Origin of the sequence: Bradyrhizobium elkanii WSM2783, assembly GCF_000472865.1 — a bacterium.
Classification (GTDB): domain Bacteria; phylum Pseudomonadota; class Alphaproteobacteria; order Rhizobiales; family Xanthobacteraceae; genus Bradyrhizobium; species Bradyrhizobium elkanii_A.
In genome coordinates this window covers 1-15,665 of the sequence record NZ_AXAP01000019.1, presented here as the reverse complement: position 1 = coordinate 15,665, position 15,665 = coordinate 1, and the positions used below count along the sequence as shown (strand labels likewise).

Annotated in this window: 13 protein-coding genes and 1 tRNA gene; 11 read left to right on the top strand and 3 right to left on the bottom strand. The window is 61.1% G+C overall.

All coding sequences use genetic code 11. From position 1 onward, the window contains the following. Window positions 1-349: 349 nt before the first annotated feature. The 5 genes from YY7_RS0118210 to YY7_RS52025 all read left to right on the top strand — a co-directional run bounded on the left by YY7_RS0118210 (window position 350) and on the right by YY7_RS52025 (window position 3,745). Window positions 350-868: a MobC family plasmid mobilization relaxosome protein gene (locus tag YY7_RS0118210; protein ID WP_028164491.1), complete on the top strand. Its 519-nt coding sequence runs from the start codon at window positions 350-352 to the stop codon at window positions 866-868. Further along, a complete protein-coding gene (locus YY7_RS0118205) occupies window positions 865-1,938 on the top strand; it encodes a relaxase/mobilization nuclease domain-containing protein (protein WP_028164490.1) in 1,074 nt (357 codons plus the stop codon). Before YY7_RS0118210 ends, YY7_RS0118205 begins: the two co-directional genes overlap by 4 nt. Before the next feature lie 175 nt (window positions 1,939-2,113). Then, window positions 2,114-2,181 (top strand) — tRNA-Glu (locus YY7_RS60445). 317 nt (window positions 2,182-2,498) lie between these two features. After that, on the top strand, window positions 2,499-2,777 hold the full coding sequence (locus YY7_RS60440; protein WP_155255229.1) for a hypothetical protein: 279 nt from the start codon (window positions 2,499-2,501) through the stop codon (window positions 2,775-2,777). Window positions 2,778-3,247: 470 nt separating this feature from the next. Beyond that, window positions 3,248-3,745 carry an alpha/beta hydrolase family protein gene (locus tag YY7_RS52025; protein ID WP_051396784.1) on the top strand — a complete coding sequence of 166 codons (498 nt, stop codon included), beginning with the start codon at window positions 3,248-3,250 and terminating at the stop codon, window positions 3,743-3,745. A gap of 425 nt (window positions 3,746-4,170) precedes the next feature. On the opposite strand, the gene YY7_RS60435 is transcribed toward YY7_RS52025, so the two are convergent. Then, complete coding sequence (locus YY7_RS60435) at window positions 4,171-4,389, bottom strand: hypothetical protein (protein ID WP_155255228.1); 219 nt, start codon at window positions 4,387-4,389, stop codon at window positions 4,171-4,173. Beyond that, window positions 4,382-6,913, bottom strand: coding sequence for an autotransporter-associated beta strand repeat-containing protein (locus tag YY7_RS0118190; RefSeq protein ID WP_028164489.1), 2,532 nt, complete (start codon window positions 6,911-6,913; stop codon window positions 4,382-4,384). The genes YY7_RS60435 and YY7_RS0118190 overlap by 8 nt, the downstream gene beginning before the upstream one ends. A 197-nt stretch (window positions 6,914-7,110) precedes the next feature. On the opposite strand from YY7_RS0118190, the gene YY7_RS60430 reads away from it, so the two are divergent. After that, on the top strand, window positions 7,111-7,260 hold the full coding sequence (locus tag YY7_RS60430; protein WP_155255227.1) for a hypothetical protein: 150 nt from the start codon (window positions 7,111-7,113) through the stop codon (window positions 7,258-7,260). A 1,099-nt stretch (window positions 7,261-8,359) separates the two neighbouring features. On the opposite strand, the gene YY7_RS52020 is transcribed toward YY7_RS60430, so the two are convergent. Next, complete coding sequence (locus YY7_RS52020; protein ID WP_035690426.1) at window positions 8,360-9,247, bottom strand: LysR substrate-binding domain-containing protein; 888 nt, start codon at window positions 9,245-9,247, stop codon at window positions 8,360-8,362. Between the two features lie 79 nt (window positions 9,248-9,326). Between YY7_RS52020 and psrA the strand changes: the two genes are divergently transcribed. The 5 genes from psrA (at window position 9,327) to YY7_RS52015 (ending at window position 15,586) form a co-directional block, all read left to right on the top strand. Further along, the gene (psrA, locus tag YY7_RS0118165; RefSeq protein ID WP_028164488.1) at window positions 9,327-10,457 is read left to right on the top strand and encodes an iron-containing alcohol dehydrogenase PsrA; all 1,131 of its coding nucleotides are present in this window, start codon (window positions 9,327-9,329) and stop codon (window positions 10,455-10,457) included. A gap of 40 nt (window positions 10,458-10,497) precedes the next feature. Then, window positions 10,498-11,739 (top strand): phosphonoacetate hydrolase, encoded by a 1,242-nt coding sequence (gene phnA, locus YY7_RS0118160; RefSeq protein ID WP_028164487.1) that lies wholly within the window; start codon window positions 10,498-10,500, stop codon window positions 11,737-11,739. Between the two features lie 16 nt (window positions 11,740-11,755). Beyond that, window positions 11,756-13,204: a phosphonoacetaldehyde dehydrogenase gene (gene phnY / locus YY7_RS0118155; protein WP_028164486.1), complete on the top strand. Its 1,449-nt coding sequence runs from the start codon at window positions 11,756-11,758 to the stop codon at window positions 13,202-13,204. A gap of 184 nt (window positions 13,205-13,388) precedes the next feature. Further along, window positions 13,389-14,615, top strand: a complete 1,227-nt coding sequence (locus YY7_RS0118150) for an MFS transporter (RefSeq protein ID WP_245287313.1) — start codon at window positions 13,389-13,391, stop codon at window positions 14,613-14,615. A gap of 14 nt (window positions 14,616-14,629) precedes the next feature. Next, window positions 14,630-15,586, top strand: coding sequence for an alpha/beta fold hydrolase (locus tag YY7_RS52015; protein WP_080663750.1), 957 nt, complete (start codon window positions 14,630-14,632; stop codon window positions 15,584-15,586). Window positions 15,587-15,665: the final 79 nt, after the last annotated feature.

The following is a 15,665-nucleotide window of genomic DNA, read 5'->3' as shown; positions in this document are numbered from 1 at the left end:
ATGGCGCGCTAGCGCAGCAGCCGGAGGCCGAACGCGCCCCCCACAGCGCTGTAGAGAGGCCGGAGGCTGCTGGAAAGCCGCGGTCCACATATTCGGTGCCAATGTTGCGAATCCGCCCGCACAGTGTTCGGGGAGGGCAAGCATTAAGGGCGACGGCTGCGCCATTCCCAAAAGAGCTTTCCTCATCGATCGTCGACTGTGTTGGATCGCACCTGCGGCAGCCGCCGAGCCTTGACTGCCGAGCTCGATGGTTTGAACCAATATGGAGGGGGTGGAGGGATTCGCGTTTTCTAGTGCAGGATAGGCTTCGCGCCAGCGATGTATTACATCGCGATTGGGATTGGAGTGCATGGCTCTGATCTCGCTTCGCGTCTCCGACCAGGTTGCGTCGGAGTTCTCAGCTTTCGCAGCTACCCGGGGCGGCAAATCCGCGCTGCTGCGGCGTCTCATTGCTGATGCACTGGCTGCGCCATCGCCGCGCATCTTAGCATTGCCGGTCGGACGTCCGGAGAAGGTGACGGTGCGGTTTCGCGAGAGCGAGATGCGTCAGCTGGCGGAGGTCTCCCATCAGCGTGGCATGACGCGAACCGGCTGGATTGTTGCGTTGGTGCGCTCGCGGTTGTCGTCGCCAGTGCAGCATTCCCCGAACGAGCATGAGGCGCTCCGCGCAATCGTGCGCGAGCTCAACCGGATCGGCGGCAACATCAACCAGATCGCGCGGGCCGCAAACACGAGTGTGCCGCGGGGCAGGGCGGTTGAGCCCGATCTATCCGTAATTCAAGAGGCCAAACTGGTCATCGAAAAAGAGCTTGCGCAATTGCGTAGCGCGCTGCACGGCAACGCCGATTATTGGGATAGACGGCGATGAGCCGGCGCTACTCGCCGCGGCCGACCGACCTGGCCTCCGACCTTCCGCCGATCTCGTATGTCTGGGAAACGCCCAATCGGCGCCCACGACGTGCTGAGTGGGATGTCCCCGATCCCGCCGCGCCTGCCCGCCTTACGCAGGCGATGCGTGCAAAGCTCGAACGTATCGTACGCCGAGCACCGGAGGTGATGGTCAAGATTACCGGTCGGACCAAGAGTGTGGCGCATCTCAAGTCGCACCTGGCTTACATCACGCGAAACGGCGAGCTCGATGCGGAATCAGAGCAGGGCGTGACCCTTGCGGGCCGTTCTGGATTGAAAGATCTGCAGCAACGCTGGGAGGATGATGCCGGCCTCGACGACAAGCGCCGCCGCGATAGCTCTCTTTCCATCAACATTATTTTGTCGATGCCGGCGGGAACCGACGCAGTCGCAGTCAAGGATTCAGCGAGAGCTTTTGCGATCGAGACATTTGGCTACAATCACGACTACGTCTTCGTCCAGCACCTCGACGACAAGCATCCCCATGTGCACTTGACCGTTCGATCGCTGGGCCACGACGGCAAGCGCCTCAACCCGCGCAAGGCGGATCTTCAGGCCTGGCGGGAGCGGTTTGCTGGCGAACTCCGGCTTCGCGGGATCGCGGCGGAGGCGACGCCGCGGCGAACCCGCGGACGGGTTCGAAAGGCCGACCGCGGGGCGGTCCTCGCTATGCGCAAGCGAAAGATCACGCCTGATGTCGATCGGCTCGCCCGGAAGGAGGTGCTGTCGGAGGTGAGAGGCAGCAGGACTGCCAAACACGCCTGGGATGAACTGATTAAGTCAAGTCAGGACGCCATCAGGCGGCGCTATCTCGATTATGCCGCCGAGCTACAGCGCTCTGAAGTGGCAGCAGATCACGAGTTGGCTCGCCAAGTTCGGCAATTCGTCGAGGACATGCCGGCTGTCGAAACTCGCCGGAATGAGCTGCAGAGCCAGCTTTCGGAGCTAGCCAGTAGCCGGCGGCGAGACGTGCAGGACGTTCATGCAGATGGGCGCGACAAAACACGAGGCGATGAGCCGACCAGATAGGCGAACGCAGGAATTACAAAACCTGGGTACCGCACTGTCGCAAATTGTCGCAGCGCTCGGGTTTAACTCGGACTGCAATCCAATCCTTGGAACGGCTGCGACCTCAGCTTCTTCGGATTCACGACATCGCGCCCATGCCATCGGCGGCTTTTGCCGTCCCGCTCTGATCAGTCGCAGCAAGCCAGTATAAGCCTTAGCCCTCTCAAGGCTGAAACAGGGGTTCGATTCCCCTAGGGAGCGCCAGCAAACTCAGGCACTTAGGTAGAACTGTTCCGAGGTCACCTCCGCTTCGCTGCTACGCCCTCTTGCCCCATGCAGCCCACGCCAAGCCTCTTCCGTCTTGCTCGCCGGATGAGCCTGACCACGACCACATTTGCTTAGCGACTAGTTTGCCGCCTCAAGCTCAAGAAGATGGCCCCAAAAGATGCATAAGGCTACCAATGCAACGGTTACGGCAACGATTCAACGTCATCGGGCACTTCACGCTAATGAAAAGTTCATTGTGCGCGCAGTCGGCTCTAAGCCAATCGATTGTAGGGGTTCATTATTCACGATGAGTGATGAGTATCATCACGGGCGCTACTTTTGGCCGCGATTTCCTGCGCGGTTCTACGGTTTTCTGCGATCGTGTTCGCTCGATGATGGCAGCTCGGGCGCTGCATCTGGGATGTTTTGTGCCGGCAACCTATCCGCAAACGTCAGGTTTGCCTCTGAGAGCGGATCATCTCGCGGCAAAGTGTGCTTTCGGTTCAGGGCCAGACCAAACGGCTGTCTATATCGAAAAACTCAAACCCGGACGTAATGATGGTGAAGTCCGCCAAGGATGGCGTGCGATTTGATGGCCTCCAATTCGCTGAATTTGGCCAGAGACCGGCGCATCCTTATCCAAGGATCGATGCGTTCTGATGTCGTTGTAGCAGCGAGCGTACGATTGCAGAATACGGCGCAGATGTACTTCGCCCAAGACAATGATGTGGTCCACACACACTCGCGCCGGATCGATCCGATCAGCCGTCCGGCAAAGCCGTTCTGCCAGGGTGAGGCTGGTGCGGTAGGCTTGTCTCGGATGCCGTGGAGCGAAGCCGGCCCGCGCTCCCGTAGATCCGGTCCCGATCGCGAATGAGGTAGTGCGGAGCCTCATCCCAAAGGAAATGCTTCGGTTATTTGACGAGCCACCCATTCGGCCGTCGGGTTCGCTGTGACGTTGATCCAGATGGGCTCTCCTGCGGTCTAGCCGGACGATGACGAAGGCATAGAGCCGGTCGAACGCGACAATATCGACACGGCGCGCGGCAAGAACATCACGGCTATGACGCTCTGGTCATGGCAGCGCGTCTATGGCGCCCCGGTCGACAAAATCCTCGATCCACGCGCCACCCCTACAATCGACCGCCTCTCCCGCGAATGCATCGAAGGCCCGCTTGATCTTGTCGTTCGTCAGCGTACTGAAAAGCCGCTTGAGCAGTACTTTCTGACCACGAAGGGTCCTGCCGAGATCGAGCGCTGGCGGTCCCTGCTTGCAAAGAACACGCCCACGACATTGCCGCCTGAAATTCCGGTCTTTTTGGCGCAAGGCGACAAGGATGCCATCGTGAGCCCCGAGGCGACACGGTCGTATGCCGCGGAGCTCTGCAACGCTGGCAGCAAGGTCGCAATGCTGATTCTGCCTAACATCGGCCACGGTCGAGCGGCGCAGGCGAGTACGCACGAGGCTATCAGCTGGCTCGGTGATCGGTTCGCTGACGCGCAGCCACCGAACAATTGTGACGTCTTGGGCAATGATAAAAGGTCGGGTAAAAGCAAGTGACAGCTCGACCGTCTCGTATAAATCATTGCGCCGCGGTTATCCCCGCAGGCGGCTTCCCGCTGCTGGTTTGGCTTCGAGCAATAGATCAATCATTGAGGCTAGTTTCCTGTGCTCCACGCGAACCGTAGCCGGCGTTTAGGGCCTGGGCGAGCGTCGGCGAGGGCTGGCGGGCCCTGAAAGGTCAGCATACGCTTGTTCCAGAGATCACAGGCAAGCCGATCGGTCTCGTTGCGCACCTGAGCCGCGCGTTCAGCGGCGGCGCGCACGGAAGCGCCGTAGATACTCTCTCGCGACTTCGTACATAGCCCAGCATGGGGCCCGGTCATTGCCGCCGCGAGGTGGCTAACCTTTGCGTATCAGAGCCACAGGCCGCTGGCTTTTCGTCGAGCCGAAGCTTTCGGCTAAGATACGATCTCCGAATAAGCCTAGAGCTTTTTCGGTTCTGATGGAATCAGAACCGAAGCTTTAGGTTTTTGTTTTGACGCGTTTTCTTCACGCGAACCGGTGTCCACTTCGCTCGAAAACGCTCTAGAACGCATCGCTTGCTGATGTGCGGCTCGGAACGGCGGACGATGCTTGGCAGTGTCTTCATGGGAGGCCACATAGGAAGCGGCGCGGGTCGCCTGCTTCAGGATGTCAGCCACGGCAATTTGATTTCGCCGGCCGAACATACCCGCCCTCTGGTCCTCGCAGTTCTGAACAACCGACGACAGAGGGCGTGAAAGTCAGATACATGAATTGGTAATTGGGGTCGTGCGTCAGGAAGAAATAACCCGCCTTGAATCGGGGCTGCAGAAGCCCGTACCAAATGCTGTCGAACGCGGTGTTTTCAGAGTGGAACAACGTCCAGGTGTGAGACGACGTCCAGAAATCGTGATCCGAGTTCGGATCTCGGGAGCCGAGCTTGGTCATGTCGAGGATGACGGCGACCCAATTGTCTTTTTGGCCAAGGATCAGCGTATTGCCGACGCCGGTGAAGGTGAGAGAGTTCCATTGAGGATCTTGCCCGACGGTCGAGTCGTCCTCAAGGTCGAACAGCGTCCAAGCAAAGATCGTCGTTCCGGTCATGGTGACGGCGCCTTGAAACTCGACCGACCCGGGCGACGATCCGGCGAGGATTTGGCCGTCGATAGTCGCGGAGCCGGCGACATGACCTACGCCTGCAAGGGTTGATTGGGCGTCGACATTGAGACTGCTCGCCGCCGTTCCGGATTGCAGGATGACGGTTGCGCCGTCCTCGGCGGAGATTGCTCCGGAGACAGTCCCCTCGAGGCTCAGAATTCCGGCGCCCTGGACCGCCACCTGCCCGGTCCCCGTTCCCGACCCGGCGAGGTTGTTCACCCCGAGGGTGCCGGACAGGACAAGGACGCCGCCGGTCCATACATTCGCGCCCGTGAGACGGAGCGTACCGGGGCCGAAGAAGTTCAGTTGACCCGAGCCGGAGATCACAGCTTCCACGAGAGCGCTTCCGCTCGCATAAACGGCCGCATCCGACGCGCCGAGAACAAGCTCGAAGCCCGTAAGGGTGGCTCCGTTGAGGATCACGCCGGCCGTCTGGCCGGCCTGCTGGGGGCCGACCTTCAAGACAGCATTCGCGCCCGCCGCGCCGACTTCAAATTGCCCTGCTTTCAGCGCGAAGACGGAAGCTATCGCTTCGGCTTCGAGGGTCTGCGCGTCATCGACAGAATAGACGTCCGACGCGGAAGCGGCGTTGATGATTGTCTGGGTCGAGGACGTGTAGCTCGGAAGGACAAAGCCGCTCTCGCCGTAGGTGAGGAAATCGACGGCGCCGGCCGACTGGGGACTTTGCGCGACAATCGACGGCGCGATGATCGGGGACGACGCGAGGTTTCCGATTCCGGCAGGGACCGACAACGTGCAGGCCGCGCCAAGCGCGGCGGCGCCGGCATCGACGGAAATCATGAGCGCGCCGCAACCGGCCTGCGCGAGCCCCGGACCACCCGTGGACGCTGGGCCACCGAGCGTCACGGCGAGGCCTGCATTCTCGCCGATTACAAGCTGGAGCACGGTTGAGCCGCTGAATGAGAACTGGGCGTTCTGGCCGCCCGCCACGGCCAGTGCGACCTCGGCTCCTGACCCGCCAGGATCGGCCACGAGCGCCCCGCCGCTCATGGCGATGCTGCCAGCGCCGAACGCGCCTGAGATCTCAGCCGATGCGAGCGAGCCTCCGGCGATCTGATTCGGACCTGTGGTGGCGTTGGACGCGCACAGCGTGAGGGCGCCGTCCCCCTGCTTGATGAGGCCGCCGGCGCCGGCGAGCGGTGCGAGGACTCTGAAAGGCGCGCCATTGGTGTCGATGGTCTGCGCGGTGTCCAAGCTCCACGACGCGGGGGTGGGCCCGTTGCGGGACTGCTCGGACATGGCGACGGTCAGCGCAAAGACAGTCTCCAGCACCGGCGTGACAGCCTGCGTCGAGCCGGACCAGGTTACGTCCGGAAATTGGAGATAAAACGTGCCTGAGGTAGGTGGAGCGGGGAGGTCCGCGCTCGTGCCGGTGAAATTCGAGGTCGGGAGCGTCTGGAGGGCGAATGCAGGTAGGTCCGGCACCGATTCGAGAGAGCTCGGACACGGATTGCCGATGATGAGATCCTCCGGATTGGGCTGTTGCTGCCCGAGAATGGCAACGAAATGGCCGCCGACACGCTGATATGTACTGCTGCCGGCGCTGACCGGCGTGTACCAGCCCAGCAGCAGGGTCACGACGGTCTGGCTCTGGTTGAGTTGGGCGATGAGGTCGACGGACGGCTGATTGGTCCCGGACGGATAGGTGAATGCGCTCGACGGAATCCCGCCAGCGTTAAGGTAGGCCGCAACCGCATTCTGGAGGTTGTCGCTGTATGTGCCGCCCAAGGCGGAGGTATCAGCCAGGCCCGCGAGCAGGAGGTCGAGGTCGAGCGCATCGGACTGCGCCGGGGCGGCGGGGCCGATCTGGCTCCAGCCGTTCTTGCCTAGCCAAAGCAATGACATCGCAGCGGCGGTCGGCCCGCAATAACTGAGACCATCGGCCGGAAGCTCTGCGCCGCCATAGCCGAAGCCGTCCTGAACAAGCAGCGGCGTGGTGGTGACCTTGTCGCTCAGCCCAACCTCTAGCCCAGCGGCGATTGGTTCGAGGCCGACCGCGCGAAGATTCCGCCTGATCCGCCGCATGGATTTCCTCCCGACCGGTATCGCGCTGGGGTTCGGCACGATGAATTCTTGGGAGTATCTAAGCAGAAGCGAAGGTGTTTTCCGCGCGAAGGAAAGTTCTCAACAACTCAGTTTGCGAATGTTCAGTGCTTTGGTGTCCGAGTAGGTAACTACATCGAGTGAATTGTCATCTACATCTATAAAATTCAGACGAGAAAATGCTCTTTCGGTTTCGAAAAGACCCTGAAGCCCGCCCATCCTCCGTCGTGATCGACCATCTCGGAACCATCGACGAGGTCGCGACGGCAACACTTAGCGCGGGCGGCCTTCTCGCGGTGGCCGCGAAATCCGAGCCGCTGCTCGCCTGACGTCCCTGGCGTTTATCGGCGTTCGAGTCGTGGATCGATTTCGTCGCGACGACGGACGTCGAGCGTGTGCTTCGCCGAAGACAGAAGATTCGCGCCACTTTCGATGTTAGCGCTTCGGTTTCGTTTTCGGCGGATCGGGGTGTGGCTCGGCTTCTCTTCTAGATGGGGCGTTCACAAGTGAGACTATGTCGCCCGATGCGCCGCTCGCTAACCCCTGCCTGCCCAACCGGAGCGGCAACATCGAGATAACCGGATAAGTCATCGAGGCGAATGGCGCGCGCGACACGATTCGAAAGTTTGGCTTCCACCTTCGGAGTACAACTGTCATGCCACGCCGCCAGCCGCAAAATACTCTTCGGCCAAACGCAGTCCGGAAGTGAAACGACTTTCCCAAGAGGGGACCACCTAACTGTCGTTTCGCCCGGCTAGTCTACGCCTAGCGACTTAAGCTGCCCTCCAACAGGAAAATGGGCTCCTACGATGGCACTGCAGCAGACTTCCGCCACTATGCTAAAGCGCTCACGCCACCATGCTAAGGATAAAGAGCGGTTTGCCGTGCCGGTGGTTGCGTATGATTCTCTCCCTGGGCACCAAAACTACGCTTTTGTGCGCTAGACTACGATTTTGGACAATGGCATTGCAGTGAGCCACTGGACTGCCTGTCCACCACATCGCGTGTTGCGCGCAAAACGATGACCGGCGCAACAGAGCGAATACGGAAAAAATCCACGATCTCGTCTGACCTGACCGGTGCGGCCGTCAGCTCCGGCGGACACGGGGCACGCGGCATGACTGCCGTCAAGATAAGGCCGAGCGACGAGTTGGATGAGATAGTGTAGTGCAGAAGCCGCAACGTTTCGAAGATCTGTAGCAGGCGGGAAGTGTGATCGGCAGCGCCTTAGATTCTACCGAGACGCCGCCAGCGACCCTTGCTGTGAGCAGCACTACGACCTCGCGAAAGGAGCTGGCTCAGTCCGCCACGGTTCCCGGACTGGAATGCGGTCAAATCGCCGAATCGATCGAACTTGAAGTGAGAGGTTCTGAGCCGTCGGGCGGATCGTGCGTTCAGTTTGAGGTAAGGATACCGTGAGCGAGAAAGTCATTTCTTGCTGTCCACGTTCTTCATTCGTCGAACCGTATCAAGAAACGCCTTGATGATCGGGGAATGACCGCGGTCAACGTGATAGGCAATGCTATAGCGCGTCTTGATGGCGTGATCACTGATTTCAAGGGCGCGCAAGCGTGGGTGCGGCACAAACTCGAAATCGGCCACCACACTGATGCCAAGACCACGCTCGACCGCCTTCCATACGCCCTCGCGACTTTCGATTTCGAAGACCGGCTTGATCTCAAGCCCCTTGGCGCGCAGCGTTGCCTCGAACGCGCGGCGTGTTGTCGAGCCACGCTCGCGCAACACGAATGGCTGATCGACCAGTTCGCGAAGCTTCACCGATTTTCGAGTGAACCACGGGTGATCCCGGTTGACGAACACAACAACCCGATGAGTCCGATAGGGAATCATCTTTACGCGCGGATCCTCGTCTGGCACCTCCGCGAGGATTCCCACATCCGCTTCGAAATCAATGATGTGTCGAAAGGTTCGTTCGGAGTTGGCGAGCAGCGTCGAGATCTGGACGTCAGGGTGGGCACGCTTGAAGGCGGCGATGATCTCGGTGGCGTGGAAAGGGCCGACGGTTGCGACTCGCAAATGACCTTTGGTCGCCTTTCCGTGAGCCGCCAGCAAGTCGTGCGCTTCGTCGCAGAACTTCATGATGCCCCGAGTGATCTCGAACAGCGCCTTGCCGGCTTCGGTCAATTCCGTCCGCCGTGATCTTATCAGCAGCTCGATTCCATATGTTTGCTCGAGCTCCTTGACCTGAATCGTGAGGGTCGGCTGGCCGACATTGAGAACGCGCGACGCCGCGGTAAAGCCGCCATGTTCCGCCACGGCGTGAAAGGCGCGTAGCTGGCTGAAGACTATTGACATAATCAATAGAACGCATCTGTAGAATGAATTTGTCAATAGTATGAAAGGCCGTAGCCTCGCGCAAAACGGAGAAAGCGCGATGGCTTGGAAATACACGAACCCGGTCCAGATTGAATTCGGCGTCGACAGTTTCGCAAAGCTCGCTTCCCTGATCGGGAAGAGAGCCTACGCGCTGGTCACCTATGGCGAGCCCGTCTTTCAGCAATTGGAACGCAGACTGGCGGATGACGCCGGTGCTCCGGTTCTGGTCATCCGCGACGTCGCTCCCAATCCCGACTACCGCTTGCTCGCCGAACAGACCGCGCGTTTCGCTGGCCTCCGCAAACAGCCTGACGTGATCGTGGCGCTTGGCGGCGGATCCGTCATCGACTCCGCCAAGGTGTTCGCTGCCGCCGGTGGCGACTTTGCGCTCGTCAGGAGCTATCTCGAGACGCAACAGGGCGCCGAGCGTCTTTCGGCGATCCCGATCATCGCGGTGCCGACCACCGCAGGCACCGGCAGCGAAGTCACATGCTGGGGCACCTTCTGGGACGAGGCGAACGGCAAGAAATATTCGCTGGCGTGCCCTTCGCTCTATCCCACCCACGCGGTGATCGACCCGCGCCTGATGCTGGGCAAGCCGCAACTTCTCACGGTCAGCACCGGTCTCGACGCGCTCTCGCATGCCCTGGAGAGCCTCTGGAACGTCAACAGCAATCCCGTGTCCGCCAACCACGCAGTCGTGGCCGCGCGCGAGGTTCTCGACGTACTGTCGAGGCTCGTCCGTGATCTCGGTAACCTCGAACTGCGCAGCCGGATGGCGATGGCGGCCTTGTTCGCCGGGCTGGCATTCTCCAACACCAAGACCGCGATCGCCCACTCACTGTCCTATCCCATCACGCTGCACCATGGCGTGCAGCACGGCATCGCCTGCTCGTTCTCCCTGCCGATGGTGTTGCGCAGCGTGCGGGGCGTCGGCGGGCTCTGCGAGAACAGCTTGAAACAAATCTTCGGCGACGACCTTGTGAAGGGCGCCCACGATCTGGAGGATTTCCTCGGCATGCTCGGGATTTCCTGCGATCCGGCAGCCTATGGAATCGACCGGCAGGAGTGGCATGCCTTGATAGCGGACTCACTCGAGGGCGAGCGCGGCAGGAATTTCCTCGGATCCCGGGAGCGATTGATCGAGGCGTCGCAGGTAGCGCGGTTGCCGAAGGCCAGAACTGCCTGAGCAGCGCGTCGGGCCGAAGCGAGCGCAAAGGAGAGCGATAATGACATCCAATGGAAAGACCATCTCGGTAAACGGTCGCGCCTACAAGGCACCCGAGAGGCCCACGGTCGTGATCTGTCTCGACGGGTCGGAGCCCGGCTATGTCGAGAAGGCGATCGAGGCCGGATTGGCACCGACCTTCGCGCGATTCATGAAGGACGGCGCGCATGTTCACGCGAGCAGCGTCATTCCGAGCTTCACCAATCCAAACAACCTCTCGATCATCACCGGACGACCGCCGGCGATCCACGGCATCGCGGGAAATTATTTCTATGATATCGACAGCGGCACCGAGGTGATGATGAACGATCCCCGCTTCCTGCGGGCTCCGACGATCCTTGCCGGCGTTCATAGCGCCGGTTACAAGGTCGCGGCGGTCACCGCCAAGGACAAGCTGCACGCGCTCTTGGCCGACGGACTGGACTACTCCACCGGCCGAGCCATCGCCTTTTCTTCGGAGAAAGCCGACCAAGCGACCGTGAAGGATAACGGGATCGATAACGTTCTCGAGTTCGTGGGTCTGCCATTGCCGGAGGTCTACTCCGCGGATCTATCGAGGTTCGTATTCGCCGCCGGCGTCAAGCTGATCGAGATCCACCGGCCCGACTTGATGTATCTGTCGACGACGGACTACATCCAGCACAAGACTGCGCCCGGCACCAAGCTCGCGAACGACTTCTACGCGATGATCGACTTCTATCTAGCGAAGCTCGATGCACTCGGTTGCAACATTGTCGCGACCGCCGACCACGGGATGAACGACAAGCATTTGGCCAACGGTGAGCCCGACGTCATCTACCTCCAGGATCTGGTGGACCGGTGGATCGGCAAGGGCAACACGCGTGTCATTCTCCCGATCACCGATCCCTATGTCGCCCATCACGGCTCGCTCGGCTCGTTTGCGACTGTCTACACCGGCGAGGTCTCTGTTGAAGACTTGCTGCCCAGGTTGCGTGATGTCGACGGCGTCGAGCTCGCGCTGACGCGCAAGGAGGCTTGCGCACGGTTCGAGCTCCCCGCCGACAGGATCGGCGACATCGTCATCATCTCGTCGAGGCACAAGGTGCTCGGCACCAGCCGCGATCGCCACGATCTTTCAGGCCTGACCGAGCGGCTGAGGTCGCACGGCGGTCTGACCGAGGAACGCGTTCCGTTGATCGCGAACCGGAAGATCACGCTTCCTCCAGGCCATCTCTTGCGAAACTTCGACGCATTCGACGTCGCGCTCAATCGCATCCAGTAAGGTGGAGGACACCATCATGAATATCCAGACGCCACCCGTCCGCCATGAGCAGATGCGCATCGCAGGGGCGCGTATCGACGTCGACGAACGGGTCGAGGTCTTCAATCCCTATACGGGCAAGGCGATCGGCTCGGTGCCCGCTGCGCGACCCGAGCATGTCCGCCAGGCTTTTGCGAAGGCCAAAGCATTCAAGCCCAAGCTGTCGCGCTACGAGCGTCAGCAGATCCTGTTCAAAAGCGCCGACATCCTGTCGCGCCGGAAGGAGGAATTTGCCCGCCTGATCACGGCCGAATCCGGCTTGTGCTGGAAAGATTCGCTTTACGAGGCAGGTCGTGCCTACGACGTCTATTCATTCGCCGGCCAGCTTGCGATCAAGGACGACGGCGAGACGTTCTCCTGTGACATCAGCCCGCAGGGCAAGGCGCGCAAGATCTTCACGACACGTACGCCGCTGCTCGGCGCGATCTCGGCAATCACGCCGTTCAACCATCCACTCAACATGGTGAGCCACAAGATCACGCCGGCGATCGCGACCAACAACCGTGTCGTGCTGAAGCCGACCGAGCTGACCCCGCTGACCGCGCTCGCGCTCGCCGACGTGCTCTATGAAGCCGGGCTGCCGCCCGAAATGCTGTCGGTGGTGACGGGCAACCCGCATTCGATGGGCGACGCGATGATCACCGATCCGGATGCCGACCTCGTGACTTTCACGGGCTCCGTGCGGGTCGGCAAGCACATCGCGGAAAACGCCGGCTACAAGCGCATGGTGCTCGAACTCGGCGGCAACGATCCTCTGATCGTGATGGAGGACGCCGATCTCGAGAAAGCCGCTGAGCTGGCAGTCGTGGGCGCGACCAAGAATTCCGGACAGCGTTGCACGGCGGTGAAGCGCATCCTCTGCGTCGAGGCCGTGGCCGATGATTTTGCCGCGCTGGTCCTTAAGAGAGCCCGCGGCCTGAAATGCGGCGATCCGATGGATCCGACGGTCGACGTCGGCGCCGTGATCCATGAAGGCGCGGCCAAGGAGTTCGAGCGCCGCGTCAGCGCCGCGGTGCAGGACGGCGCCGAACTGCTCCATGGCAACGACCGCGAGGGCGCGCTTTATCCGCCGACGGTCGTCGATCGCGTCGCCTATACCAGCGAACTGGTGATGCAGGAAACGTTCGGTCCGGTAATTCCGATCATTCGTGTCCCCAACGACATCGATAGCGTGATCAGGATCTCCAATTCGACCGCGTTCGGTCTGTCCTCCGGCGTGTGCACGAATCGGCTCGACTACATCACGCGTTTTGTCAACGAGCTCGACGTCGGCACCGTGAACGTCTGGGAGGTGCCCGGCTATCGCATCGAGATGTCCCCGTTCGGCGGCATCAAGGATTCGGGCCTCGGCTACAAGGAAGGCGTGCAGGAGGCGATCAAGAGCTTCACCAACGTCAAGACGTATTCGCTTCCCTGGCCCGCGTAGAAGCGCGTCCATCCGAAGCGGGAGGCGCGCCGAACAACAAGAACAGCGGCGCCGGTAATCCAAAGGCAATCAGTGCAAAAAGGGAGGTGTTCTGATGTCAATTACGTTCAGCCCTGCGAGCGTCAGCCCGGCCGGGATACAGAACCCGGAAATCGCAACGTCATTTCGGCGCGCGCAGTGGCGGATGCTGCTCGCTGCGATGTTCTGCTATCTATTTTTCTACACCGGGCGCCAGACCTTCGGCTTCGCCATTCCAGGCATCCAGGCTGAGTTCGGTGTGAGCAAGGAGGCGCTAGGGTGGGCCAGTGCGGCACTGCTCTGGTGCTACGCGATCGGGCAGGCGATCAACGGCAATCTCGGCGACAAGTTTGGTGGCCGCCGCGTGATGAGCGCCGGCGCGATCCTCTCGTTTATCATGAACTGGGCCACGAGCCTTTCAACTGGGATCTTGAGCCTTTCAGTGTTCTGGGGCATCAACGGCTACTTCCAGTCGATGGGCTGGGCACCGGGCAGCCGGCTATTGTCGAACTGGTGGGGACGCCACGAGCGCGGTACCGTCTACGGCCTCTACACCTTCGCTGCCGGCCTCGCGTCGGTGTTGTCCTTTGTCACTTCGTTGGTCGTAGTCGGCTATTTTCGGCTCGACTGGCGCTGGATCTTTCGCATTCCTGTTGCCCTGCTTCTGTTGGGCGGGATAGCCTTCTATCTGATCGCTCGCGAAAGGCCCGAGGATATGGGCTTTACCTCGCCGCACGATGAGGCGGACGAGGTTCAGGCGAGCGAAAAAACGATCACTGATAACGAGAGCTCCTTGATCCGCTACAAGGCGGTCCTCTCGACCTGGCGTTTGCTCATTGCAGGGGTGGCGATCGGCTTCCAGAACGCCGCTCGCTACGGTCTGCTGGTGTGGGTTCCGGTCCACTTCCTCGGCAGCAACTGGGCCAAGGCCGGCACCACATCCGTCATCGATCCGCGCTGGATCAGCATTGCTCTGCCGGTCGGCATGGCGGTCGGTGCATTCAGCAACGGATGGATCTCGGACAAGCTCTTCGGTTCGCGCCGCTATCTCGCAATCGTGTTGTATATGGTGCTGGCGGCGATCACGTCGCTCTGCATGTACACCATTCCGACCTCGGAGGTTTATCTCGGAATCGCGGTGCTGTTCCTGTGCGGTTTCTTCACGTACGGCCCGCAGTCATCCTTTTGGGCATTGTGTCCCGATCTGGTCGGCCACAAGCGGGCAGGCACGGCGACAGGCGGCATGAATTTCTTCGCCTATCTGTTCGCGGGGCTTGGTGAACCCGTGATCGGGCGCTTCATGGACGCACACAACCAGACGTCGCTTGTCTTCTTGGTTGTTGCCGCTTGCGCAGGCGCCAGCGCGGTGGTTGCCTCTTTCATCCGCCGATAAGAGAGGTCGACGCCATGCCGCAGAAGTCCGTCACCACTGATGTCCTCGAGATAGCCTATTGCGAATATGGTGCGGCCGGCGGCTGGCCCTGCATCATGGGCCACGGCTTTCCCTATGACGTGCACGCTTATGCGGAGACCGCGCCGCTCATTGCGCAGTCTGGCGCGCGGGTGATGGTGCCCTGGCTGCGCGGCTATGGGCCGACGCGATTTCTCTCCGACAAGACGCTGCGCTCGGGCCAGCAGGCGGCTCTCGGGGCCGATCTCCTTGCCTTCATGGACGCGCTGAAAATCGAGCGCGCGGTGGTCGGTGGCTATGATTGGGGCGGGCGCGCCGCCTGTGTTGTTTGGGCGCTTCATCCGGCGCGGGTGGTAGGGCTCGTCTCCGGCAATTCCTATAACATTCAAAACATCGCGGGCAGCATGGAGCCGGCCTCGCCGCCGGAGGAGGCCGCGCTCTGGTATCAGTATTTCTTTCACAACGAGCGCGGTCGCCGCGCGCTCGAACGCAACCCCGCAGGCTTCGCCCGACAGCTCTGGTCGATGTGGTCGCCCAAATGGGCCTTTGACGATGCGACCTTTGCGCGGAGCGCGGTCGCCTTCGACAATCCGGATTTCGTCGACGTCGTGATCCATTCGTACCGGCACCGCTATGCGCTGGTCGCAGGCGACCCCGCCTATGCGGCGATCGAGCAGCGGCTTGCTGCGCAGCCGCCGATTTCCGTGCCAACGATCGCGATTGACGGCGATTCCGACGGCGTCAACCGCGGCACCGCCCATCATGCGCACAAATTCGAAGGGTTTTTCGAGCGACGTGTCTTCCGCGATGCCGGCCACAATCTGCCGCAGGAGCGCCCGGCCGAATGGGCGCAGGCGGTGTGCGACCTGTGGAAGGTTGGCAGCGGGTTGGCCTCCCTCCAGACCGTTCGGGATTGTGGAAGCAGTTCTGTGCGTCAAGTTCAGCAAAATTGATCATGGGGTCCGGCCAAGCCATCCCCTCGGAGCCGCCGTCGCTCGCTCGCCCCAAGCGCAGCGCTGGCGAGCGACGGCG

What these genes read in the sequence shown, in the direction of transcription:
- YY7_RS60430 (WP_155255227.1), top strand. Translation starts at nt 7,111, where the DNA reads ATGCTCTTTCGGTTTCGAAAAGACCCTGAAGCCCGCCCATCCTCCGTC.
- YY7_RS52015 (WP_080663750.1), top strand. Translation starts at nt 14,630, where the DNA reads ATGCCGCAGAAGTCCGTCACCACTGATGTCCTCGAGATAGCCTATTGC.
- phnY (WP_028164486.1), top strand. Translation starts at nt 11,756, where the DNA reads ATGAATATCCAGACGCCACCCGTCCGCCATGAGCAGATGCGCATCGCA.
- YY7_RS52020 (WP_035690426.1), bottom strand. Translation starts at nt 9,247, where the DNA reads ATGTCAATAGTCTTCAGCCAGCTACGCGCCTTTCACGCCGTGGCGGAA.
- YY7_RS0118205 (WP_028164490.1), top strand. Translation starts at nt 865, where the DNA reads ATGAGCCGGCGCTACTCGCCGCGGCCGACCGACCTGGCCTCCGACCTT.
- YY7_RS52025 (WP_051396784.1), top strand. Translation starts at nt 3,248, where the DNA reads ATGACGCTCTGGTCATGGCAGCGCGTCTATGGCGCCCCGGTCGACAAA.
- YY7_RS60440 (WP_155255229.1), top strand. Translation starts at nt 2,499, where the DNA reads ATGAGTATCATCACGGGCGCTACTTTTGGCCGCGATTTCCTGCGCGGT.
- YY7_RS0118150 (WP_245287313.1), top strand. Translation starts at nt 13,389, where the DNA reads ATGCTGCTCGCTGCGATGTTCTGCTATCTATTTTTCTACACCGGGCGC.
- YY7_RS0118210 (WP_028164491.1), top strand. Translation starts at nt 350, where the DNA reads ATGGCTCTGATCTCGCTTCGCGTCTCCGACCAGGTTGCGTCGGAGTTC.
- YY7_RS0118190 (WP_028164489.1), bottom strand. Translation starts at nt 6,913, where the DNA reads ATGCGGCGGATCAGGCGGAATCTTCGCGCGGTCGGCCTCGAACCAATC.
- psrA (WP_028164488.1), top strand. Translation starts at nt 9,327, where the DNA reads ATGGCTTGGAAATACACGAACCCGGTCCAGATTGAATTCGGCGTCGAC.
- phnA (WP_028164487.1), top strand. Translation starts at nt 10,498, where the DNA reads ATGACATCCAATGGAAAGACCATCTCGGTAAACGGTCGCGCCTACAAG.